Below are 21,211 nucleotides of genomic sequence, written 5' to 3'. Positions count from 1 at the left end.
TTATCCGTTTCGCTTTAAAAGACGTTGGGCCTGTGTCAAGGCCGCCGTTTGAATTTGCGCCTGCGATCGCCTGAAACTATCGGCATCCGGGGTCTGTATCTGGAAGTTTATTGAAACAGCGCCGCCGCTGTCTTTCAGTGGCTCCTGTTTCTGTTGCGCTGGCGTTTTTATTGTGACTGTCTCACCGCGGGTTAATCGCATCCCGACCAAATTTCTGTCTTTCCCGGCAGCACCGCCGACTGAGAATGACCCGCCAGACGCAAAACCGGGAAATATATCTGTCAGGAAGTTACCTGCAAAAGACGACAGCGATGAAAACAGACCCTGGTTGCCGCTTTTTCCCGTAAAATACTGGGTGCCCAAACGGAGAAGATTTTTTTCCATCCCCTTAAGAACGGCTTCTGCATCTTTACCCTTCACAATAAAATCATCAAAAGCTGCGCCAAACGTCCGGTTTAGATCAGTTGCAACTTTAGATCCCTGAAGCCACAGAAAATCCAATGATCCAGCCAGTTTTGGGCTGGCTCCGCCACCCGAACCAAACAGCCCCTCAAGGGATCCCAAGCTTTTGCCAAAAGAAAGGCCGCGAACAGACTTTTCAACTTCCAGGCTCTTTTTATGCAATTCATCCAGACGCTGTATTGCCTGGTCAACTTGCGCAGTCTCCACCTCGATTTCCAATTCCGACAAGTCTGTTTCCATTTCAATTCCCCACAAAAAAACGGCCGCAAAGCCGTTGTCGTATGTTCCTTCAGGTTTCTTTGTTCAGGCGCCAAACCAGTAATAAGCGCCAAAGCGCGCGCACCTCCCAAGGCCGGGGAGACAACCCGATAATTGGCTCCAGAACTGGAACCCAGTTTAATAATCCACCCTCTGAGGCCGCCTGAATGTCCAACAGGATCAAAAACCAATCCCACAAGTGACAGGCGGCATTCGGCAATTTCCTCCGGTGTGAACTTGACATGACGCCCACCTGACGCAAAGCCTGCTCCTGCCTGACCCCATGCTTGTTGACCGTTTTTTCATCGGCAATTTTGCTTATTAAGAATTCTTCCAAGCATCGGGTCAGGCTCAAATAAAACGAGAACGATCCTCGACAAATCGGGTCACCTGCTCGCGGATCCAAACCTGTTCCCGATAAAGTTTTTCGGCATTGGCCGTACTGAAAACGATGTCCTTACCGTGATAAGTCACCTGTTCCCATTTCACGGTTAAGGCAGCCAGACGCTGAAGATGGCGATTTTCCAGATCTAACGCTTTCAGCTCTTCTCTTCCCTGTTCAATTTGCTCATCGATCTGTCGCCTGAGAGTTTCCCGATAGGCTGGGGCATCAATTCCCTGCAACCAGATACAGGTGGGCAAGGCCTCCCCGGTCACCGGATGTTTAAGCTGCATTCTTGCCGCGGTTTCTGCCTGTTTTGAAAAATCCAGAGATGCAAGATCATAATCAGATATGGAGTGAGCAAGCATGTAGGTCTCCTTAAATCGCTGTTTTTGTCAGTTTAATATTTGTGCCTTCGACGTCGTCATATTGGGCAACAAACGGTAAGGTCAAAATGACAGCGCCATCCCCTTTAACCGGCATGTCTGCGCCCATATACAAAATGTTTGGAAGGTGAATTTCATACCGACCGCCGTCCCCCACCAACGCAATCTCTAGACTGCTGGGTGTTTTCTGGATAAACCGATCAAGCAAGGCATCATTTGAAAAATACGCGGTCAGCTCACCGCTTACACGGGATCGGCCAGCGGTAAGTCCGATCGATGTTTCATCGCTGAGTGTAAACACGCTTTCAACATTATTTTCGATTTTCAGATCAATGCCGGCCGCAATTGCCAGTTCAACACCATTTTCAAGAACCTGCCCCTTAAAACTATCAATCGGGGTATGGTTGGAGACAGTGATCGGCGCGACATCAAGAGGCGTTCCTGAAATCGCCAGCTCTTTTCCTTTAATCGAGAACCGTCCAGTAACAAGGCTGTCTGGTTGCACGCTCAGCGAAAATTCATCTACCACGCATCCAGAGAAAACTTGATAATGCCCGACATCGCCAAAGATCCGCTCGATGGAGAAGCTTTTCTCCGACGCTCCCGTTTTCAATGTATCTCCAACCCAGTCACCATAAAATGCACTGGCCAGAAGATCGTCATGCGAACCATAACAAAGCTCGAAGTCGATATCCCCGCTGATCGAAGTCTGCCCCGGCACAAAATGTCCCATTTGCCGGTCCGGGCGAATTTCATCACTTTGAATTGAGGTCCTGTTTAATGCAAGGCTGCATCCCGTATGTCGAAGGGTTGTCATTGTCGGGCTGGACGGCACTTCGCCATAAAGGCTTTCTTTGATATATGCCATCCCATGTTGCGATTGTGCTGAATAGACCATGTGATTTCCTAAAAATAGCTGCGCCAGTTGACAGAAAGAGGAAGAGCGACAAACTTCACGCCTCCGCGATTTTTACCAAGCCGTGAATTTTCCACGGTGACCTTTAAATCTTCGAACGCCAAAACGGTTCCGGAGGCAAAATGGGCCCGAAGCTGATCTGCAATTTCAATCGCCGCGTAAACTGTCCTGGCCCGGATGGATAACAGAAGTTGACCACGATATTCCCGATCGACTGACGGACCTAAAAAGACCGACTTTGAAGTGCCTGGATTAAAATCAACCTCGATAAAATCCTGTCCATGAGCCGGTTTATAGGCAGTCGACGGAAACACGATCTCGGGCCCGGCAAAGTCTTGAAGAGACTGATCCAGCGCCGCTCGAATTTTTCGATAGCTCATGTATTTCTCCTGCGATCCCCGACGAATAAAAGTTGAACGCTCATCGATACCAAACCTCAAATAAAAGATCGGCATTCAGATCAACAGGAGCGGCCTGGATTATACTGAACACAGTGCCCTGGATTCTCAGTTGATCCCCACTCTTTGGAACCACATCTTCGCATTCCATCAAGCCAATCTGATACCCTTCGTCATCGATCAAGTCAGTGGCAATCAACGACTTTAATACTGGCGTTTTTATGGGAATGACACGGACTGAATATTCAGTCAGCGTTGGTTCAGGTTCAAATCCGGGTTGATAGACCGGGAATTCCTGAACCCCTAAATGCGACGAGATCGCAACATCTCCAACATTTTCAAAAACCCGCCGGATAGCGCTTTGAATTGCATCTTGGTCCATTTTATCCCCTTTGCACCATGTTCATCGGTGGTCGTGCTCCAATTTGCTGGAGCAACCGAAACACAAAACTGGGCTGCTGCTTGCTTTTTGAATAAGCAAGTTCGATGGGACCGACTTTTTCCCGGATAATATAGGAAGCGCCTTGGGCCGCAGGGGGTTTCGCAATATACAGGGCCGCCATTTCCAGAACCGCCGTTCTAAGCGCATGTGGCAACCCCTTTAAAGCCCGCCCTTCCCGATCATGCGACCCTTGCCGAGGCCAACTCAACCCTTGAGCCACATTCAATAGACTGCCGCCATACACATACCCATCGACATAGGCGCTTGCCTGCATGAGAGCCCGCCGTTTGTTCGCGTCATTGGCGCGCGTCCATTCCGCCAGCCCCAGGGCCGTAAAATGTGCATCTGCAACCTCTTGCGAAAGATAGCTCGTCGCCTGGGATATGCCCGTTCCTGTTTCGACAATAAATGTCATTTTTCAATGCCCTTCCCATAAAAAAAGGGCGAAAGAACCTGCTTTCGCCCTCTATTCCTTACCGATTAACCCGCAAGGCGCACGGCCAGTTCTGGGCGTACAAGTTTAACCCCCCACAGAATGTCAAATTCCCACACAACCTGCTTATATTGACGGCTTACTTCCAATCGCAAAGACAGCCCGGTTTCAGGGTCTGTCATGGACATAATCTGATTGCCCAGACCATTTTCAGCACTGCTTTGCGCGAGCGGTCGATTGGCGAAAGCAAAGGCGTCCCGGTTAAAGACCAGATTGACTTCATGGCTGGCTAAAAATGTCACCGCAGTTCCATCAGAATATCCAGGATTAAGCGCTGGTGAGATAGTCAATGTGCTTTCATCAACTGACAGGTCTGTGGCGCTTCGAACCACATATTGCTGCTCATCACCGTCGACCGTAAAGACATCCCCAATCGCAGGTTTGGTAATAAGGCCGTCCAGCACCAACTGATTTCCCCCTGACCCAGATGCAACAACCAGCGGCGTACCGCTGGCCCCTGTTTCATGTCGGGCCACATGATCGTCGCTATACCAGTTGATCCCATATTTGCGGCCAATTTCACCTTCCAGCTTTGCCGACGTATCTCCCGCTTTATCCGCATCCGCAAATGCAGCAAGATCCAATGCATTTGCTTCCGCATCAAAATTGAGAACGCCGTATCGGTTTTCTTTGGGTGCCCGCTGTTTCAGTAGAAGTTTCCGGGCATTGGTTGCATCCTTGGACGTGGAGGCGAAAGGCGTTGCCCCTGGCACACCGACGGTGCCATAAACCCCTTTATATTCTGAGTGAATTGACTGATTGACCGCATTTGCAAGCGCCCGGATCGCAGAACTTGCCTGCATCGGCAAAAAACTCTCCCGTCCGTCAACTTCCATCATTTCCTTATCTGTCAAATGAAAGTTCGCTTTTTTCCAGTTATTCAATTCAATCTGGACTTTTTGCAATGCAACAGAGGTTGGTGCGGGTTGGGTGCTCCCCGGTGTTACATTTTCAGCTGTTAAGTCTGCGGGGATAGGAACATCAATTGTATCGCCTTTTTCGGCGGCATAGGCACTATAATTGCCGTTCACCAGTCGGGGCATAATTGCCTGTTCCCGCAAAGACATCAGACCACGAGCGAGAATTTTTGGCATTACTGCCGAGACATCATTAGACATATATTTTCTCCAAGATAAAAGTTGGGTAAAAACAAATCCTGATAAAAAGCCGGTTATCAGGTTACTGACACTCTTCCTGCGGCAATGGCTTCAATTTGGGAGTTCAGAGCAGTTTGATCCTGGCGATTGATGGAAAATGATCCCGTCGCAGAACCAGAGGAAACCATTCCCCCTCCTGATACGCCTTTTTCCTCGAACGCTTTTTCATAAAGCGAGGAGGCCTTCATTTCTTCGATAAGATCTGGCAACTGAAATGGCGCCCCAGTATCGGTCAGACGCGGAGTCCCCTCATGATCAAGGACCTCAAGCAACAAGTCTTCCCCTTCTTCTTTCACCCGCAGTTGTTTTTGCAAATGAGGGAGCAGAAGTGCGCTGCTACCATTGGCTTGCTCCAGTGCTTCGCAAATGGATTTTTCCGCATAATATTGCTGAAACCGGGTTTTGACCCCTGTCAGCTGCGCCTGCTTTTCCTTAAGCTGCTGCAGGGTTTCTTCCTGTGCATTCTGCAATTGAAGAAAATCCGAAGAAACGGGTTGTCCTGTCAGTTTGTCGGAAAGTACCGATAGCAGCTGGTACTTTCCGTCCTTATGCTCATAAAGAGGCTGAAATTCTGTTGGGATTTCATCTTTACTCTCAATCAGCAATGGAAAATCGAACATAGGTTTCCTTTCATAAAAAAACCCCCTGAAAAGGAGGCTTGATCAACACGGCATATTATTCTTATTGAGACGGGTGACTGTTGAAGTCCAAACTACTTTGCAAAATCCCACGGGCCGCGAGCTCCCGCTCCAACCCGGTTCTATCGATGATCTGACGATCAAATAAAAGAATTAGATCCTGAAGGTTCTGGCCAGAATAGGACCGTTCAAGGGATTGTCTGGACACCGTGATCGAACCGGTTTCATTTAAGCCTTTCCAATCGGCAAACATGCCCAACATTGCATTCAGGGCATCTTCCAGCTCGTTGCTCATCGCGACAAGCGGCGACAAGGCCTCCAAAGCATCAAGTGTTCGACCGGTCGCTGTCTGCGTTACATGCCCGGTTTCAAACTGTAAACTGAATTGGTTAATTGCCTTTTCAAGATCCTGCAATTCCCTCGAGCCCGCCTCCAAAGCAGCCCCGCTACTTTCAACATAATAATATTTCCCGTCCGTGTCCGACGTTGTCAGTACCTTATTGGGGCCAACCTCTATGGGGCCATCAACTTCTGGATCATAACCGGACGCTGCGAGGATCGGAAAAGAGGCGACGTTTAATGCGTTACGTTGATCAGATCGAATTTGATAATGCTCCAAATTCAGCCAAGCCAGATCTTCTAACGGGGGCGTTGCCTCCAGAAATCCTGTCCTGTTGGTGTACAGGGTTATCAGGGGAATTTTACCCAAAGAATTCTGACCTTCATCCACACATTGCCATTGCCCTGCTTTGGCCTGTCGGAACACCCCCCAATGATCACGGGTTATTTCTCTTATTTGAACATCGGACGCCGACCCCTGACCACTATAGGCTGCGGTCTCTTCCTTTACCCTGATTTTGTCGAGGCGGTAGCCAGTGGCTGTCACCGACCAGTCCGCCGAAATCAGGCTGGCTGCAGGTATATGAACGGCATAGGGACGCGCCTTACTGTCAGCTCCTTTTCTTGATCCCGTTGCGTCCCCGTTCACAGGAAAATCAACAAGGGCATGGCTCATCCCGCAAACAAGGGCATCTTCGAACCAGCTTTGGGCAAAACTGTTCAATCCGCGACCTGTCAAATCGACATTTTTAAGATAGGTGGCAATCACTTCCGGCATATCCGCAGACGCCTTTAACGGGTTTGCGAATATTTGCCCAACCAGTTTATGAACGGTTTTTCGAAAATAGTTCCGAAGCACCGTTTTTCTTGCTCTCTCCTGATAGACCCGGCTGTTTTCAGCTGGATGCTGCGGCAAAAAAAGCTGACCTGCATGTCGCATGGCCTTCGTGCCCCCCATCAAGCTGAGAGGAAGTTCCCATTTCTTATGCATTTCTAGATATCGGGGAGACGGCGTCGATGGATTATTCATCAAAACATTTCCTGTTGCTGTTTTATTTTTCGGCAATTTAGTGCGTTAAAAGCCTCGACAACGGCATCCACCTGATCATCATGCCGACCAGACGGAAAGCCTTCCAATTCGTTGATAAAACTCTCATTCCAATTTCCTTCAAGTAACCGCACATTTCCCCCTTCCACTTGCGCTGAAAACGGGGCCGCCCGGGTAACTTTAGAGCCTGTCACAGCGGTTGCCCGAACCCGAAAACCACTTAACCGCCGAACCATACTGGCGGCTTGGGCCTTGCCAGCCTGACCGGGATCCTGTGGTAATGCGATCTGGACTTGTTGGCCATCCTCTCTAGCCCGCGTTTCTATTCGCGCTTCGACCTCTGCCGGAGATCCTTTAAACCGCTCGACATGTTCAACAATATACCCGCCATTTGTGTCGCGGCTGACTTTTGCGCCAACGGTCCAGTCACCGCTTTCCCGTTCAGTTTCAGCCGTTGCCGCCAAGTCCCAGCCGCGAACCGACGCTTCTGTCACTGGGATTGATCGTGTCATCGAAAACCAGGATCGCTTGAAATAATATCCCGCAGCGGGCCGAATCTTCCAATTACCGTGCAGCAGGCGCTCTCTTTCAACCCGATCAAGGGCTGCAAGGTTTGATTTATATCCCGCATCCCGTGCCATAAGGATGGCATTATCATCAACAGACGCTGCAACAAATGTCACAGACTTGGGCACCTGATCGGGATAATCCACCAACAAATCTTCTGGACAATCCCCCCAAACAAGATCATTTCCATCCCGGACGAACCAACGGATCTTTCCAGATTTTGTCGGGTCGGCATAACCCGTTTCGGGGTCTATCCACCAACGTACAAAACCGGCGACCCAACTGTCTGCATCCGGATTACAGGTTGCCCGAATATAAGGACGGATAGCGGCCATCGATCGATTGCGGCTCAGCAGGTAAAAAAACTGGTTTTGGCTGAAATGGGTCAGTTCGTCGAAGCCGATATAGGTTATCTCTGTTCCTTGCCAATCAAATCGATTTTTTTCATGCTCCATATATCCGCAACTGATCGTTGCACCGCTTGGAAAACGCCATAACAGATCTGTTTCTTTTGCAGCCGCCCCCAGTGCCCCGTATATCTGACGGGACGCATCCCACAGTCCCCCTTCCACTCTTATTTGCTTGCCGGTTCTGCGAAACAAAACGGCTCTGAACAAGGGGTCTGTTACATGCCTGAGTGGCTCCAGAAGAAGCGCAAAGCTTTTGCCGCCTCCCGCCGCGCCACCGTAAATGGCAATATCCGCTTTGCTGGATAGAAACCGTTCTTGTGGCCCTGGTTGTGGTTTAATCTCTGCCATTGTCGGGTAAATAGACCTTCGCTTTAAAAAATGAGCGGACTGCATCTGCGGTTTTTTGTGGTTTAGAATTTCCATATCTTTCGGGTGACAGATGTTCCATCAACCATTTCCTGGTTTCGATCCGAAGTTTCGCCTTTGCGATCGATTGCGGCGGCGTGTCGTCTTCCTTGTCCACTTCAGCGCCATCCGCAATATCGACAATTTCACCAGCAAAAAAGTCCGCCAGAAACTGGCGGACTTTTTCATATTCTCGTTTGTTGAAAACGCTGCTTAAAGAAGAAAGGACTGTTTTTTTATCGGTCGAGTGTTCCAACTTTTCCAAAACAGTTCGCGTCCAGTTATTCGTAAACAATCTTTCTTCGATTATTCTCTGGAGCCATTCAAGCGAATTTTTTCGCTTAGTCATATATCCTCCACCTTCAACTTAAAAGTTTATCGGCAACATCATTTTTTTTCACGTAAATTCAGTTCGATTTTCTTAAAAAAAACGACTAAACCTTAAGTGCCTGTATAAATTGGATTTTTCCCATAAAAAAAGGCCCTCAGCTTGTGATAGCTGTGGACCCAATTTTCGACGTTGAATAATATAGTACAGAAAAGACCCCGGCCTGTCAACAACTATTCTCTTTATAATTGATTTCTACTAAACCGGCGAACAGATCCAGACCTGCAATCAAGTTCACCTTTGCATACCCTTTACGCCGCGCTTTCAGTCTGTCGACATCACGGCAGCTATGGCCAAATGCCAGAATATCCAGAATGTCGCCCACTGATATATCCTCACATCGGGCTTCTTTGGCCCATGCAGTAAATCGATCAATCAGATCTGATCGTGTATCTGGTATATACAATTTCCCTTTTGGAAGAGTATCAAACACCTGGGTTCTATACCCAATACCGGACACAAGCATTTGAAAGCCATAATAAAGCTGCTGGGCCGACCTAAACTGGCAATCGGTCATTGCTTCCCAAAGCCTTTTATCTTGCCGCCGCATTCTTTTTTGGCCGTGAGGCATTTGATTACGACGCAAACATTCCGCAATTTCCTTGTCCGAAATATTGTCATTTGCCGCATATTTAACGGGTGACGCCGAAATGACCCTTGAAGTTACACCCGATAAATACTCTTTACAGGTTCCCACTTTACTTTTTGTCACGATTTTCATTCCCCCAAAATCTAGTCAAACCATATCAAGCAATAAACATTGAACTAAAATTCCCTCTGATCCCTTATCACCCCTGGAACAGGTGAATTGAGTAATACCCTTTGGCTGTACAACTCTACTTTTTGTAGAAAAATTGGAGTCTCGTGCAATAATCTGCCAATCTACCAACATAAAAAACTGACTTAAACAACCAAAGATAAACCCGCAAAAGGAGAAATTTTCTCACATACATAGTTTTAATAGAAAGTACTATTCCACTAATAGGATATATAAGGCAAAACTCATCGTCAATAATTTTTACGTTTATTGTAAATTTAGACTAATAGCACCTGTTGATTGAGACACACCATGAAACGACTTTGGATTGCGCAAAGACTCAAATTTCTGAACAAGAAAAAAGGGGATTTAGCGATAAGGCTCGGCCTTCCGGGCCCTAGAATAACGGACATTATTCAGGGAAAACGAAAAATTCAGGCTCATGAGATACCCACATTATCGGCTTTTCTCGAACTCGACAGCAGTATTATTTTGGAGAATATCCAGAAGGAAAAACCAACTCAGTACCTTCAGGACACGCCCCGTACGGAGACAATCAAAGTTGTAGGGCACTTTGTGAAACTGGAAAATATCTACGACTTATGGCCGAGCTCCAGGCACTATACGATAACCCTTCCCCGGCATTCCACTTTTCCGGGTGTTGAGAAGTTTGCGCTGGAAGAAACGCAGCTAACCGCACCGCAAATCGTCCTTCATATTTGCGTATTTGAATGCGATTGCCAGCCAGACACAAACGATCGGTTCAAAAAAATATACCCGACAAATGAAAATATTAAGACAGCGCAAGCTGTTGCCGTGGCGAGCCATCCTCCGGCCGATCAATCCTGCCGCCACGCAGAAGCCCTTATCATCGCCAAGTACCAACAATCCTGAGGATCGTTCCATTTTCCCCGTTGAAATCTGATGGTTTTCGGCTTCAATTTGAACGCCCGCGCCTAATCACACCCTCTTCCCCTGCCCGAAACCGAGGCATTTAAAACCAGAGCAAATATTGGATTTATCTGATTGCCCTTGAAGTAATTCGGGATAAGTAATAAATAACAGTAATAAATAGTTATTTAAAACAAATCACAGAAAAGTATCATGACCCTTCGCAAAAACTTTGTAGACAGTATTGGCAATACGCCTCTTATCCGCCTTACAGCAGCGTCTGAAGCAACGGGCTGTGAAATTTATGGTAAAGCTGAATTCCTGAATCCAGGAGGGTCCGTAAAAGACCGCGCGGCTCTTGCAATTATTCTGGATGCAGAAAGATCCGGCAAATTGAAACCGGGCGGTGTCATTGTGGAAGGCACAGCGGGAAACACAGGCATCGGCCTGGCCCTTGTCGCCAATGCCCGTGGGTATCGAACCATTATTGTTATGCCAGAAACCCAGACCGACGAAAAGAAGGCCCTGCTTTCCTATTGTGGTGCTGATCTACGCCTTGTGCCAGCGAAGCCGTACAAGGACCCGGACAATTACGTAAAATATTCGGGTAGACTGGCAGAAGAAATCGCCAAAACAGAGCCCAACGGCGCAATATGGGCCAATCAGTTTGATAATGTGGCGAACAAGCAAGGTCATTTTGAAACAACCGGCCCCGAAATATTTAGCCAGCTGGACGGAAAGATTGACGGCTTCATTTGTGCGGTCGGCAGTGGTGGCACGCTGGCTGGCATAGCAGATGCCCTGCGGGAGCGTAAAAAAGACGTCAAAATCGGCATTGCTGATCCCTTGGGTGCCGCGCTTTTCAACTATTACAAAAACGGGGAATTAAAAGCCGAGGGAAGCTCCATCTCTGAAGGCATCGGGCAAGGCAGAATAACCGCCAATCTTGAAGGCCTAACCGTCGACATGCCTTATCAGATTGACGATGTTGAAGCGCTGAACGTCCTGTATGATCTCAATATTCATGAAGGTCTGCAATTAGGCATTTCATCAGGCATCAACGTCGCGGGAGCCATTCGGATGGCGAGGGAAATGGGGCCTGGCCATACGATTGTTACGATACTGTGCGATACGGCTCAAAAATACTTTAGTAAGCTGATGGACGTTGATATGCTACGAAAGAATAATCTGCCTGTCGCTCCCTGGCTGGAGGGCAGCGCCAAATAAAACAGGAGTAAGTATTAATGACAGTGCCGCTTTTTCGCGAAGACGCCTACCAAAAAACCTGCGACGCCACCGTCGTCCAAATAAATGAAAAAGGCGGCATTATACTGGATCAAACTGTTTTTTACCCTACTGGCGGTGGCCAGCAGGGTGATTGCGGCGCACTGATCTTGGCAGATGGATCCCGCATTGAAATTGCAACAACAGTAAAAGGGGACAGCCCGGATCAAATTGTCCACGTCCCCGCAGAAGGTCAGCCCCTACCTGAGCCAGGAGCCACCGTCACAGCGGAGATTAACTGGGATGTCCGCTACCGACTGATGCGTATGCATACATGTCTTCATATTTTATCTGCGGTTATGCCCTATCCGGTAACCGGGGGGCAGATTTCCGATGGAAAGGGCCGGCTTGATTTTGATCTTCCGGAAGCCTCACTGGATAAAGAAGACCTGACGGAAAAGCTGAATGCTCTCATCAACAAAAATGAGCCGGTTACCTTTGATTGGATCACCGATGAGGAACTGGATGCAAATCCCGAACTCGTCAAAACGTTATCGGTTCAGCCTCCGCGCGGCAGTGGAAAAGTAAGGTTGATCAAGATCGCCGATATGGATCTTCAGCCATGCGGCGGAACGCACGTAAAGAACACACAGGAAATCGGGGCTGTAAAAGTCCGGAAAATCGAAAAAAAGGGACGGCAAAATCGCAGGGTATCCCTGATTTTCGCCGAATAATCAACGCGCTTTAAAACAGAGAATTACTATGCCATACGCCAATCCAACTTCCCTCGTCTCTACTGAATGGCTGAGCCAACATATCAATGCACCGGATATCCGTATTGTCGATGCTTCTTGGTACCTGCCTGCAGAGAACAGGGATCCAAAAGCAGAATTCGAGGCCGCTCATATTCCTGGCGCCGTGTTTTTTGACATTGACGAAATTTCCGATACTGATAACCCCCTTCCCCATATGATCCCCTCTCCTGAAAAATTCTCCAGCCGCATGAGAAGGTTGGGCCTCGGGGACGGCAACAGAATAATTGTATATGATGGTTCAGGCATTCGCAGCGCTGCCCGTGCCTGGTGGATGATCCGGTTGTTTGGCCATGAGGATGTGGCGATCCTGGATGGCGGGATGAAAAAATGGTTGGCCGAAGGCCGTGAAACAAGTGATCTGCCAAGTCATCCGGCTGAACGTCACTTCACGTCTCGTTTTAACAGTTTGATGGTTCGCGAAAAAGCGCAGGTTCGTAAAAACCTTGAAACCGCGAAAGAGCAGGTTCTCGATGCACGATCCGCCGGTCGTTTTTCCGGTGCGGAAGAAGAACCGCGTGAAGGTTTGCGAGGCGGACATATCCCCAATTCGAAGAACCTGCCGTTCAATCAACTTATTAGCGATGACGGGACCTTAAAAAATAGTGACGCGTTGGAGGTCGAGTTTGAAAAAGTCGGCATTGACCCAAAGGCACCGGTTATTACAAGTTGCGGATCTGGTATCACGGCCTGCGTCCTGGCGTTTGGCCTGCATATGATCGGTCATCGACGGGTCTCGGTTTATGATGGCTCCTGGACCGAATGGGGACTGGATACTGATATGCCATTATCAGTCGGGGAAAAATAATGGTCCTGCAACGTAAACCAGAAGAAAATCAGGACGGTCTTTGGCCCCTGACCATAACATATCTGAAGATGACCGATAAACCAGTCCCTCAGGCAATCCCTAAACCTGCCATTCCGCATTCCATACTGAAAGCGGAAAAACCAACGGTCTCCTTCTATCGCTTTCTATATGATGCGGTCGGAAGAGACTGGGGTTGGATCGACCGGAAAAAGCTATCTGATGCAGAACTGAAGGAAGTTCTCGAAAGCAAAGAGACGGAAGTCTTTGTTCTGTATGTAAGAGGAGTTCCTGCTGGTTATGCGGAACTGAATTATAAGGCCTTCCCCGATGCGGTAGACCTTGCCTATTTTGGTATTATGCCCGAATTTATCGGAATGAAACTCGGCCCCTACTTTTTGGATTGGGCGATCCAGCACGCTTGGCTTCGTAACCCCAGCAGCATCACAGTCAACACCTGCACAATGGACCACCCGAAGGCGCTGCCCCTGTATCAGAGATTCGGATATTTTCCATATAAGCAACGGGATTTATTGATTGAACCGATTCCGGAGTAGCACTCCTGTCTGGCAAGCTGGCTTAATCTGGCTTGCCAGACCTCATAATATGTCACGCTAATCGGTTTTATATGCCTTGAACAAGAACAAAAAGAAACAGCCAATAACGATCATCGACAGCGCAAAATATATTTGCAGAGACGCCGCCATAACACACAGCGACACCCCTACACGTTCACAGATAACGGCGTTTTGCAGTTCGACATAGCCCCAAAAAAATAGAAGGCCAAATACAGCAGCAATCAGTTGTGTGGCCAGTATTATAATTTTATACGGCAGATCGTTCCCCTTCCCAATGACGGGTATCGCCTAGATTATACATATTCTCTTATTCTACCATAAGGTTTATTGAATGTAATCCACAAGTCTTTTTTCCCTATTTACAGTAAAACCGCCACGCTTGACGCAATCGCAAGATAAGAATACTCTTATATAATAGAAAAAACTGGAGAGTAAAGATGATGCATCACGCCCCCTCTTCACTGCGCCTCATTGCCCTGATATCAATTCTGTCAGGTGCTGCATTCATGGCAACACCGGCTTATGGCGCACCACAAATCCTTGCTGTTGCCTCAACGGATATTCCCGTTCCCCTCTATTGTGAGAAAGGGGAATGCACGGCAGAACTCACGGCCATTTGCTTGCAGGAACATCGGGCCTCCCCGCAAATCGGAACGCACTACTATTTTCATGACAGTGCCCCGATACAGCTTTCTGCAACGACCCCTTCTGGTGAGAATGTCGACATCTCAAGCCTGCCTTATTCCATGAAAACTGCAAGGGGCCACACCTCCATCCGGGTCAGTATTCTGCAAAAGGATGTTAAATCACTCGCGCCAACAGCGCTGCATGTCAGCGTCCCAGAGCGAGCAACAGCGATCCCTGTTCCGATAAAAAATGATCGGAAACCGCAGACTGATACTGATATCTTGATTGCAGTCCAATCATTGCGACTGCTCGCGGGGCACCTTGTCGATAATGATACAGACCGTGCTGATGCAGCACGTCTTGTTAATTTGACCCTCAACAGACTTCCAATCCGGGGCCGCGCCCAAGCCAGCCAAAGGGTAGCGGCGAAAGATGCATTTCAAGCGATAATTACAACCGCTGGATACTCAAAACAAGCGACCCATCTTGCTCAAAAAGCTTTGAAACAATGTGATTATGAAACGAAAGTCGGCTTCTGGTCGTTGCGGCAATGTCTGGGCTCGTCCCATGACCAGCTTATTGGAAAACTAAATACAAAATTCTGGAAAAGTCTGAATTCCGGCAGTTAGGTCCGTGAAAAAACATAAAAAAAAGCCCCGGACGAACCGGGGCTTTTTCTTGGATTATTATCCTCTACCCATTGTGTAATATCTGGGATAGGAACAGCTTTGTTCTCTCGCTTTGTGGATTATCAAAGAACTCCTGAGGCGGAGCCTGCTCGATAATTTCACCCGCATCCATAAAGATCACGCGATCAGCGACCGTTTTTGCAAAACCCATTTCATGGGTTACGCAAATCATGGTCATGCCTTCTTCAGCAAGACTAATCATCGTATCCAGAACTTCAGAAATCATTTCCGGGTCCAAGGCCGAGGTTGGTTCATCAAACAGCATGATACGAGGGTTCATACAAAGTGAACGGGCAATCGCAACACGCTGCTGCTGTCCACCTGAAAGTTGCCCTGGATATTTCAAAGCCTGTTCCGGAATTTTCACCCGTTCCAGAAACTTCATAGCTATTTCTTCAGCTTCAGCTTTCGGTGTTTTCCGAACCCAAATTGGAGCCAAAGTGCAGTTTTCCAAGACAGTCAGATGCGGAAACAGATTGAAATGCTGAAACACCATCCCGACTTCCCGGCGGATTTCATCAATCTTTTTCACATCATTCGTCAACTCAATTCCATCGACAATAATTTGACCCTGTTGATGTTCTTCAAGGCGGTTGATACAACGGATCATTGTTGATTTACCGGACCCGGAAGGTCCACAAACAACAATTTTCTCGCCCCGTTCAACAGTCAGATTAATGTCTCTCAGAACATGAAACTCACCGTACCATTTGTGCATTCCAATCAACTGGATTGCAACGTCTTCCGATGTCTTCTGCATGGCTGCATCACTCATTTGCTAGCCTCCCTATCGCTTATGTCCGGTGTGGAGTTTGTTCTCCAACCAGATGCTGTACCGTGACATACCAAAACAAAATACCCAGAAAACAGCGGCTACGAAGAAATACCCTTCAGTCGCCAATCCAAGCCAGTTTTTGTCTGTCGTTCCTGTTTTCACCACACTTAGCAAATCCAGCAATCCAATGATCAGAACCAATGTTGTATCTTTGAAAAGACCAATAAAAGTATTCACGATGGAAGGAATGGAAATTTTAAGCGCCTGCGGCAGGATAATAAGGCCCATTGCTTGCCAATATCCCAGTCCAAGAGATTTAGCAGCTTCCAGCTGTCCTTTCGGAATAGCCTGCAAGCCACCTCTTACAACCTCCGCCATGTAGGCTGCGGAGAACAGGGACATACCCACCATGGCACGGATCAGCTTGTCAAAATTCTGCCCCTCAGGCAGGAATAAAGGCAGCATTACAGACGCCATGAACAGAACCGTAATCAGTGGAACACCGCGGATCAATTCGATAAAGCCGACACAGATCATTCGAACAACAGGCATGTCAGAACGACGCCCCAATGCCAGAACGATACCAAGCGGCAAAGCAACAAAAATCGAAACAGATGCCAATACCAGTGTCAGAAACAGTCCGCCCCATTGGGACGTTTCGACGACCTCTAAACCAAGTCCTCCGTAGAAAAGGTAGTAACAGATCACTGGGTAGATCACGAATAGGTACAGCGCAGGCCATTTTTTGTCTTTTATGAAGTCCGTCAAGACGAAGAAAAGACCAATAGCCCCCAATACATACCCAACATCAATGCGCCAACGCTCTCCTTCCGGGTAGAACCCATACATATTCTGTCCAAAACGGGCCTTGATGAATACCCAGCAAGCGCCTGCTCCAGTACAATCATCTTTGGTCGTGCCGACAAAATTTGCATCAATAATAGCGTAGCTGATGATTGCGCCTAAAGCCTCCCAAACAACATAGAGAGACACGAGTGTCAGAATGCTGTTTAGCCAGCCGGAGAATAAATTCTCCCGCATCCATCCAATGATCCCGGTTTGCGATACAGGGGGTGGAAGTTCAGCATGACGTTCAGTTTTTACAATAGCCATATCTTACCTCTCCACCAATGCAATGCGTTTATTATACCAGTTCATAAACATTGAAATCAGCAAGCTAATGGTCAAATAGAAAGCCATTGTCATCGCAATAATTTCAATTGCCTGACCCGTTTGGTTAAGCGACGTTCCTGCGAAAATTGCCGTAATCTCTGAATAACCGATCGCTGTCGCCAACGAAGAGTTTTTTGTCAGGTTCAGATATTGACTTGTCAATGGCGGTACAATAACCCGAAGGGCCTGAGGCAAAACCACAAGACGCATTGTCAAACTCGGCCGAATACCCAACGAATGGGCAGCTTCCGTTTGACCATGGCTCACCGCGTTAATACCAGAACGAACAATTTCAGCAATAAACGCGCCGGTATAAATGCTTAGTCCGAACACCATTGCCAGGAATTCAGGTTCCAATACCCAACCACCCGTAATATTGAAGCGGCTGGCTGATGGGTAAGCAAAGGTAAATGGTATACCCATGATAAGAGCGCCAATAATCGGCAATCCAATAATCAGGCCAAACCCCGTTAGGAAAACTGGGAACTGCTCGCCTGTTTCATCCTGCCGTTTGTGGGCCCAACGTCTTACAAAGAAGGTGGCGATAATACCAACTGCAAAGCAGACAGGGACAACCCAAAAACCGGCCTCCGGTACAACACTTGGGAAATAGGCACCCCGATTATTGATAATCAGGTTGTCACTAATCCTAATGCTGTCCTTTACAACGGGCAAAACACTCAGAACGGCAAAATACCAAAACAGTAACTGCACAAGCAGAGGAATATTTCGGACTACCTCGATATAAACGGCGGCAATCTTGTTGACGATCCAGTTTTTAGAAAGCCGAAGAACGCCAAAAATAAAGCCGATAATCGTTGCCAGAATAATACCGGCGATAGATACAGTCAGTGTATTGATGATACCAATTAACAGAACATCACCATGTGTAGATGTCTGTGCATTGTAATCCATCAGGATCACAATACCGATACCAAACCCTGACGGCTGTGAAAGAAATCCAAACCCGGAAGCAATACCGCGCTTCTCCAGGTTATCGATTGTGTTGTTACCAACATATAAAACAAAGGCTAGAAATAATGCTATAACCAGGATCTGAAAGAACACAGCGCGTACTTTCGGATCTCTGAACATGCTAACTCCAGCTCCTTGTTGTTGACTGGTTGCGTCAACAGTCATAAGGCGGCTCCTTCTGGGAGTAGCTACTTAAACTACGAGGCCTTCACATTTTAGTGACATTGGCCCCAAGTAAAAAGAGTGCATGCCTCGGTGGAGACACACACTCTTTTAAATCAGCTATTCGCTATTAGCGTGCTGGAGGCGCATACAGGATACCACCTTTGCTCCACAACTCGTTCAAACCACGAGAAATGTTCAGAGATGTTCCTTCACCGAGATGTTTCGCGAAGATCTCGCCGTAGTTACCAACGCCTTTAATCGCGTTGTAAGCCCAATCGGCGCTTAGGCCGAGTTGTGAACCCAGATCACCTGAGGAACCCAGCAGACGCTGAACACTTGGGTTTTTAGAGTTCTTCATTTCGTCAACATTGGCCTGAGTAACACCGAGTTCTTCAGCGATAATCAGAGCGTTCAATGTCCAGCGAGCAATGTCGCCCCAGTTGTTGTCGCCATGGCGAACAAGTGGGCCGAGTGGCTCTTTTGAAATGATTTCTGGAAGAACAACGTGGTTTTCAGGGTCGGCGATAACAGAACGCTGAGCATACAAACCTGATTGGTCAGTTGTGTATACGTCACATGTGTCTTTGATATAAGCTTCACGAACTTCGTCTGCTGTATCAAACAACACTGAATCGTACTTCATGCCCTGAGAGGCAAAATAGTCAGCCAAGTTCAGTTCTGTTGTTGTACCAGACTGCAAACAAACACGAGCACCGTCGAGTTCTTTTGCAGACTTGACGCCAAGAGCTTTCTTAACCATGAAGCCCTGACCATCATAATAGTTCACGCCAATAAACTCAAAACCAAGATTAACGTCACGGCTGAAAGTCCATGTGGTGTTCCGTGCAAGAACATCGATTTCACCTGACTGAAGTGCTGTGAAACGTTCTTTAGCAGTCGTAGGCGTATATTTTAGTTTGTTTGGATCGCCAAAGACGGCGGCGGACATCGCCCGACAAAAATCCACGTCAAAACCTTCCCAAACACCTTTATCGTTTGGAGCGGCAAAACCGGCCAGGCCTGTTGTGATACCACACTGAATGTAGCCTTTGGCTTTCACGTCATCCAGGGTACCCGCGCTTGCTGCGCCGGCCATAAATGTAGCTGCTGTAGCGACAGCAATAAAGCTCGCCTTTTTCATAAAATACCTTCCTGTCTATTTTATTTTCAATTTTGTGGCTCTAACAAAATTTCAGAACCAGCCTGATCGAAACCAGAGGAAGCCAGTTTTCCCAAATCTCGGCTCCCATACATAACGACGATAATATTTTTGTCTGCACCGTCAACGTAAAATTTTAGTTTCTTCATAAACAACCGCTTTTTTTTACGTCCGGTATAATAAAATTTCCGTCTTTCCTCTCCTCACGCAATCCTATATTCATCATCCATAAATGTAGCTTGAATTGCATACGGAGATTTTTATGAAAGACGAAACAAAACTGGTAGTTGCTGGCCGTGATCCTGAAAGCAACTATGGTATTGTTAATGTACCGGTTTATCATGCCTCTACGGTGCTGTTTGACTCTCTTTCAGATTTGCAAAACCGTTTCAAGGATCGCAATGATGGAAAACAGGCAGTCACCTATGGACGCGTCGGCACCCCTACCAGTTGGTCCCTTGAAAATGCCGTGGCGGAACTGGAAGGGGGATATCGTAGTCAGATTTTTCCGTCGGGTCTTGCTGCCTGCGCCCATGCTATGCAGGCATTTTTAAAAGCAGGTGATCACCTCCTCATGACAGACAGTGTCTATGGCCCAAGCCGGACATATTGCGAAACTGTCCTGAAGAGGTTTGGTGTAGAAGTGACTTACTATAATCCGTTAATCGGTGCCGGCATTTCAGAACTCATTCGCCCCAACACCCGGATTGTCTTTGTTGAATCGCCCGGTTCACAAACCTTTGAAATCCAGGACATCCCTGCAATTGCTGATAAAACGCATAAGGCCGGTGCCATCGTCATGATGGACAATACATGGGCTTCCCCGTTGTTCTATAAGCCTTTTGAGCATGGTGTCGATGTTTCCATTCAGGCCGGAACCAAGTATATCGTCGGCCATTCAGATGTGATGATGGGTCTTGTAACCGCGACGAAAGAGGCGTGGCCAACGCTGCAGGCAGGCGCTAACCTTTCAGGGCAAACAGCTGGTCCGGATGATGTGTATCTGGCGCAGCGTGGCCTTAGAACTTTGTCAGTACGCCTTAAACAACATATGGAAAATGGCATCAAGGTCGCTGAATGGCTGAAAGGCAGAGAAGAAGTACATTCTGTACTCCACCCCGCCCTTTCTGACCATCCAGGGCATGATTTATGGAAGCGCGATTTTCTGGGGGCTTCCGGCTTGTTTTCAATGCGTTTGAACAAACTTCCAAAAGAAGCACTGGCGGCCTTTCTTGATGACCTGAAACTTTTCGGTATGGGCTATTCCTGGGGAGGCTATGAAAGCCTGATCCTATATGCGGATCCTTCACACTCGCGAACAGCGACTAATTGGGACAATACAAACCCCTTAATCCGGCTCCATATCGGCCTTGAAGATACAGGCGATCTGATTGAAGATTTGTCAGAGGGTTTCGACCGTCTCAGGGCTAAATTATAATACTTTTTGAATAAAACTTGCGAATCATCGCTATTCCCATCGATCAATCTGGATACTTCTTATGAACGAAAAACTGGTTGAGATTCTTAAATTCAATGATCAGGGTTTGATACCTGCGATTGCCCAGCAGCATGATACAGGGGAGATCCTGATGATGGCTTGGATGAATCTTGATGCAATTCAGGAAACACTGAACACCGGGCGGGTCTGTTATTGGTCCCGTTCCCGGTCTGCATTGTGGCGCAAAGGAGAAAGTTCCGGTCATATCCAGACGTTGAAGGATTTTCGCGTCGATTGCGATGGGGACACTATCTTGCTTCAGGTCCATCAAGAAGGGGTTGCCTGCCATACGGGCCGGCGGAACTGCTTCTTTTATTCTGTCGTGGACGATACTGTTTCAATCAATAGTGACGTTATTGTTGCCCCGGAAGACATGTATAAAAAATAAAGGCAT

At 47.7% G+C, this 21,211-nt stretch carries 26 protein-coding genes; 8 read left to right on the top strand and 18 right to left on the bottom strand.

What is annotated here, in order from left to right; translation table 11 throughout:
- The 13 genes from OIR97_RS07825 to OIR97_RS07765 form a co-directional block, all read right to left on the bottom strand.
- On the bottom strand, window positions 1-702 hold the full coding sequence (locus tag OIR97_RS07825) for a hypothetical protein (protein ID WP_169545012.1): 702 nt from the start codon (window positions 700-702) through the stop codon (window positions 1-3).
- Between the two features lie 49 nt (window positions 703-751).
- Entirely contained in the window at window positions 752-964 is a 213-nt protein-coding gene (locus OIR97_RS07820; RefSeq protein WP_169545011.1) for a hypothetical protein, read from the bottom strand.
- A gap of 107 nt (window positions 965-1,071) precedes the next feature.
- Window positions 1,072-1,470, bottom strand: a complete 399-nt coding sequence (locus tag OIR97_RS07815) for a hypothetical protein (RefSeq protein ID WP_169545010.1) — start codon at window positions 1,468-1,470, stop codon at window positions 1,072-1,074.
- A gap of 10 nt (window positions 1,471-1,480) precedes the next feature.
- On the bottom strand, window positions 1,481-2,386 hold the full coding sequence (locus tag OIR97_RS07810) for a phage tail tube protein (protein WP_169545009.1): 906 nt from the start codon (window positions 2,384-2,386) through the stop codon (window positions 1,481-1,483).
- Between the two features lie 8 nt (window positions 2,387-2,394).
- Window positions 2,395-2,784 carry a phage tail terminator-like protein gene (locus tag OIR97_RS07805; protein ID WP_169545008.1) on the bottom strand — a complete coding sequence of 130 codons (390 nt, stop codon included), beginning with the start codon at window positions 2,782-2,784 and terminating at the stop codon, window positions 2,395-2,397.
- 40 nt (window positions 2,785-2,824) lie between these two features.
- Window positions 2,825-3,184 carry a hypothetical protein gene (locus OIR97_RS07800; protein WP_169545007.1) on the bottom strand — a complete coding sequence of 120 codons (360 nt, stop codon included), beginning with the start codon at window positions 3,182-3,184 and terminating at the stop codon, window positions 2,825-2,827.
- 1 nt (window position 3,185) lies between these two features.
- Complete coding sequence (locus OIR97_RS07795) at window positions 3,186-3,659, bottom strand: DnaT-like ssDNA-binding protein (RefSeq protein ID WP_169545006.1); 474 nt, start codon at window positions 3,657-3,659, stop codon at window positions 3,186-3,188.
- A 65-nt stretch (window positions 3,660-3,724) separates the two neighbouring features.
- On the bottom strand, window positions 3,725-4,855 hold the full coding sequence (locus OIR97_RS07790; protein WP_169545005.1) for a P22 phage major capsid protein family protein: 1,131 nt from the start codon (window positions 4,853-4,855) through the stop codon (window positions 3,725-3,727).
- Between the two features lie 56 nt (window positions 4,856-4,911).
- Window positions 4,912-5,514 carry a hypothetical protein gene (locus OIR97_RS07785; protein ID WP_169545003.1) on the bottom strand — a complete coding sequence of 201 codons (603 nt, stop codon included), beginning with the start codon at window positions 5,512-5,514 and terminating at the stop codon, window positions 4,912-4,914.
- A gap of 61 nt (window positions 5,515-5,575) precedes the next feature.
- Window positions 5,576-6,901: a DUF4055 domain-containing protein gene (locus tag OIR97_RS07780; RefSeq protein ID WP_169545002.1), complete on the bottom strand. Its 1,326-nt coding sequence runs from the start codon at window positions 6,899-6,901 to the stop codon at window positions 5,576-5,578.
- Entirely contained in the window at window positions 6,901-8,244 is a 1,344-nt protein-coding gene (gene terL, locus OIR97_RS07775) for a phage terminase large subunit (RefSeq protein WP_169545001.1), read from the bottom strand. The genes OIR97_RS07780 and terL overlap by 1 nt, the downstream gene beginning before the upstream one ends.
- Window positions 8,231-8,650: a terminase small subunit-like protein gene (locus tag OIR97_RS07770; RefSeq protein ID WP_169545000.1), complete on the bottom strand. Its 420-nt coding sequence runs from the start codon at window positions 8,648-8,650 to the stop codon at window positions 8,231-8,233. The genes terL and OIR97_RS07770 overlap by 14 nt, the downstream gene beginning before the upstream one ends.
- Window positions 8,651-8,855: 205 nt before the next feature.
- A complete protein-coding gene (locus OIR97_RS07765) occupies window positions 8,856-9,401 on the bottom strand; it encodes a hypothetical protein (protein WP_169544999.1) in 546 nt (181 codons plus the stop codon).
- 357 nt (window positions 9,402-9,758) lie between these two features.
- Between OIR97_RS07765 and OIR97_RS07760 the strand changes: the two genes are divergently transcribed.
- The 6 genes from OIR97_RS07760 to OIR97_RS07735 all read left to right on the top strand — a co-directional run bounded on the left by OIR97_RS07760 (window position 9,759) and on the right by OIR97_RS07735 (window position 15,012).
- Window positions 9,759-10,340: a helix-turn-helix domain-containing protein gene (locus OIR97_RS07760; RefSeq protein ID WP_169544998.1), complete on the top strand. Its 582-nt coding sequence runs from the start codon at window positions 9,759-9,761 to the stop codon at window positions 10,338-10,340.
- A gap of 210 nt (window positions 10,341-10,550) precedes the next feature.
- Complete coding sequence (locus tag OIR97_RS07755) at window positions 10,551-11,564, top strand: cysteine synthase A (protein WP_169544997.1); 1,014 nt, start codon at window positions 10,551-10,553, stop codon at window positions 11,562-11,564.
- 17 nt (window positions 11,565-11,581) lie between these two features.
- Window positions 11,582-12,295, top strand: coding sequence for an alanyl-tRNA editing protein (locus OIR97_RS07750; RefSeq protein WP_169544996.1), 714 nt, complete (start codon window positions 11,582-11,584; stop codon window positions 12,293-12,295).
- A 28-nt stretch (window positions 12,296-12,323) separates the two neighbouring features.
- On the top strand, window positions 12,324-13,181 hold the full coding sequence (sseA, locus tag OIR97_RS07745; RefSeq protein ID WP_169544995.1) for a 3-mercaptopyruvate sulfurtransferase: 858 nt from the start codon (window positions 12,324-12,326) through the stop codon (window positions 13,179-13,181).
- Window positions 13,181-13,735 (top strand): GNAT family N-acetyltransferase, encoded by a 555-nt coding sequence (locus OIR97_RS07740; RefSeq protein ID WP_169544994.1) that lies wholly within the window; start codon window positions 13,181-13,183, stop codon window positions 13,733-13,735. Before sseA ends, OIR97_RS07740 begins: the two co-directional genes overlap by 1 nt.
- A gap of 458 nt (window positions 13,736-14,193) precedes the next feature.
- A complete protein-coding gene (locus OIR97_RS07735) occupies window positions 14,194-15,012 on the top strand; it encodes a hypothetical protein (protein ID WP_169544993.1) in 819 nt (272 codons plus the stop codon).
- 64 nt (window positions 15,013-15,076) lie between these two features.
- On the opposite strand, the gene OIR97_RS07730 is transcribed toward OIR97_RS07735, so the two are convergent.
- The 5 genes from OIR97_RS07730 to OIR97_RS07710 all read right to left on the bottom strand — a co-directional run bounded on the left by OIR97_RS07730 (window position 15,077) and on the right by OIR97_RS07710 (window position 19,468).
- On the bottom strand, window positions 15,077-15,847 hold the full coding sequence (locus OIR97_RS07730; RefSeq protein ID WP_281355295.1) for an amino acid ABC transporter ATP-binding protein: 771 nt from the start codon (window positions 15,845-15,847) through the stop codon (window positions 15,077-15,079).
- A 12-nt stretch (window positions 15,848-15,859) separates the two neighbouring features.
- Complete coding sequence (locus OIR97_RS07725) at window positions 15,860-16,960, bottom strand: amino acid ABC transporter permease (protein WP_169544992.1); 1,101 nt, start codon at window positions 16,958-16,960, stop codon at window positions 15,860-15,862.
- Window positions 16,961-16,963: 3 nt separating this feature from the next.
- The gene (locus OIR97_RS07720; protein WP_219821692.1) at window positions 16,964-18,160 is read right to left on the bottom strand and encodes an amino acid ABC transporter permease; all 1,197 of its coding nucleotides are present in this window, start codon (window positions 18,158-18,160) and stop codon (window positions 16,964-16,966) included.
- Window positions 18,161-18,287: 127 nt separating this feature from the next.
- Entirely contained in the window at window positions 18,288-19,301 is a 1,014-nt protein-coding gene (locus OIR97_RS07715) for an amino acid ABC transporter substrate-binding protein (RefSeq protein ID WP_169544991.1), read from the bottom strand.
- A 26-nt stretch (window positions 19,302-19,327) separates the two neighbouring features.
- On the bottom strand, window positions 19,328-19,468 hold the full coding sequence (locus tag OIR97_RS07710; RefSeq protein WP_169544990.1) for a hypothetical protein: 141 nt from the start codon (window positions 19,466-19,468) through the stop codon (window positions 19,328-19,330).
- Between the two features lie 113 nt (window positions 19,469-19,581).
- Between OIR97_RS07710 and metC the strand changes: the two genes are divergently transcribed.
- Window positions 19,582-20,757 (top strand): cystathionine beta-lyase, encoded by a 1,176-nt coding sequence (gene metC / locus OIR97_RS07705; RefSeq protein WP_169544989.1) that lies wholly within the window; start codon window positions 19,582-19,584, stop codon window positions 20,755-20,757.
- A 61-nt stretch (window positions 20,758-20,818) separates the two neighbouring features.
- Entirely contained in the window at window positions 20,819-21,205 is a 387-nt protein-coding gene (gene hisI, locus OIR97_RS07700) for a phosphoribosyl-AMP cyclohydrolase (protein ID WP_169544988.1), read from the top strand.
- Window positions 21,206-21,211 lie beyond the last annotated feature (6 nt).

Source organism: Sneathiella aquimaris (genome assembly GCF_026409565.1).
In the GTDB taxonomy this organism is placed as follows: domain Bacteria; phylum Pseudomonadota; class Alphaproteobacteria; order Sneathiellales; family Sneathiellaceae; genus Sneathiella; species Sneathiella aquimaris.
The sequence above is the reverse complement of the archived record's forward strand: the minus strand, read 5'-3'. Positions and strand labels throughout refer to the sequence as shown.

What these genes read in the sequence shown, in the direction of transcription:
- OIR97_RS07825 (WP_169545012.1), bottom strand. Translation starts at nt 702, where the DNA reads ATGGAAACAGACTTGTCGGAATTGGAAATCGAGGTGGAGACTGCGCAA.
- OIR97_RS07820 (WP_169545011.1), bottom strand. Translation starts at nt 964, where the DNA reads ATGTCAAGTTCACACCGGAGGAAATTGCCGAATGCCGCCTGTCACTTG.
- OIR97_RS07815 (WP_169545010.1), bottom strand. Translation starts at nt 1,470, where the DNA reads ATGCTTGCTCACTCCATATCTGATTATGATCTTGCATCTCTGGATTTT.
- OIR97_RS07810 (WP_169545009.1), bottom strand. Translation starts at nt 2,386, where the DNA reads ATGGTCTATTCAGCACAATCGCAACATGGGATGGCATATATCAAAGAA.
- OIR97_RS07805 (WP_169545008.1), bottom strand. Translation starts at nt 2,784, where the DNA reads ATGAGCTATCGAAAAATTCGAGCGGCGCTGGATCAGTCTCTTCAAGAC.
- OIR97_RS07800 (WP_169545007.1), bottom strand. Translation starts at nt 3,184, where the DNA reads ATGGACCAAGATGCAATTCAAAGCGCTATCCGGCGGGTTTTTGAAAAT.
- OIR97_RS07795 (WP_169545006.1), bottom strand. Translation starts at nt 3,659, where the DNA reads ATGACATTTATTGTCGAAACAGGAACGGGCATATCCCAGGCGACGAGC.
- OIR97_RS07790 (WP_169545005.1), bottom strand. Translation starts at nt 4,855, where the DNA reads ATGTCTAATGATGTCTCGGCAGTAATGCCAAAAATTCTCGCTCGTGGT.
- OIR97_RS07785 (WP_169545003.1), bottom strand. Translation starts at nt 5,514, where the DNA reads ATGTTCGATTTTCCATTGCTGATTGAGAGTAAAGATGAAATCCCAACA.
- OIR97_RS07780 (WP_169545002.1), bottom strand. Translation starts at nt 6,901, where the DNA reads ATGAATAATCCATCGACGCCGTCTCCCCGATATCTAGAAATGCATAAG.
- terL (WP_169545001.1), bottom strand. Translation starts at nt 8,244, where the DNA reads ATGGCAGAGATTAAACCACAACCAGGGCCACAAGAACGGTTTCTATCC.
- OIR97_RS07770 (WP_169545000.1), bottom strand. Translation starts at nt 8,650, where the DNA reads ATGACTAAGCGAAAAAATTCGCTTGAATGGCTCCAGAGAATAATCGAA.
- OIR97_RS07760 (WP_169544998.1), top strand. Translation starts at nt 9,759, where the DNA reads ATGAAACGACTTTGGATTGCGCAAAGACTCAAATTTCTGAACAAGAAA.
- OIR97_RS07755 (WP_169544997.1), top strand. Translation starts at nt 10,551, where the DNA reads ATGACCCTTCGCAAAAACTTTGTAGACAGTATTGGCAATACGCCTCTT.
- OIR97_RS07750 (WP_169544996.1), top strand. Translation starts at nt 11,582, where the DNA reads ATGACAGTGCCGCTTTTTCGCGAAGACGCCTACCAAAAAACCTGCGAC.
- sseA (WP_169544995.1), top strand. Translation starts at nt 12,324, where the DNA reads ATGCCATACGCCAATCCAACTTCCCTCGTCTCTACTGAATGGCTGAGC.
- OIR97_RS07740 (WP_169544994.1), top strand. Translation starts at nt 13,181, where the DNA reads ATGGTCCTGCAACGTAAACCAGAAGAAAATCAGGACGGTCTTTGGCCC.
- OIR97_RS07735 (WP_169544993.1), top strand. Translation starts at nt 14,194, where the DNA reads ATGATGCATCACGCCCCCTCTTCACTGCGCCTCATTGCCCTGATATCA.
- OIR97_RS07730 (WP_281355295.1), bottom strand. Translation starts at nt 15,847, where the DNA reads ATGAGTGATGCAGCCATGCAGAAGACATCGGAAGACGTTGCAATCCAG.
- OIR97_RS07725 (WP_169544992.1), bottom strand. Translation starts at nt 16,960, where the DNA reads ATGGCTATTGTAAAAACTGAACGTCATGCTGAACTTCCACCCCCTGTA.
- OIR97_RS07720 (WP_219821692.1), bottom strand. Translation starts at nt 18,160, where the DNA reads ATGACTGTTGACGCAACCAGTCAACAACAAGGAGCTGGAGTTAGCATG.
- OIR97_RS07715 (WP_169544991.1), bottom strand. Translation starts at nt 19,301, where the DNA reads ATGAAAAAGGCGAGCTTTATTGCTGTCGCTACAGCAGCTACATTTATG.
- OIR97_RS07710 (WP_169544990.1), bottom strand. Translation starts at nt 19,468, where the DNA reads ATGAAGAAACTAAAATTTTACGTTGACGGTGCAGACAAAAATATTATC.
- metC (WP_169544989.1), top strand. Translation starts at nt 19,582, where the DNA reads ATGAAAGACGAAACAAAACTGGTAGTTGCTGGCCGTGATCCTGAAAGC.
- hisI (WP_169544988.1), top strand. Translation starts at nt 20,819, where the DNA reads ATGAACGAAAAACTGGTTGAGATTCTTAAATTCAATGATCAGGGTTTG.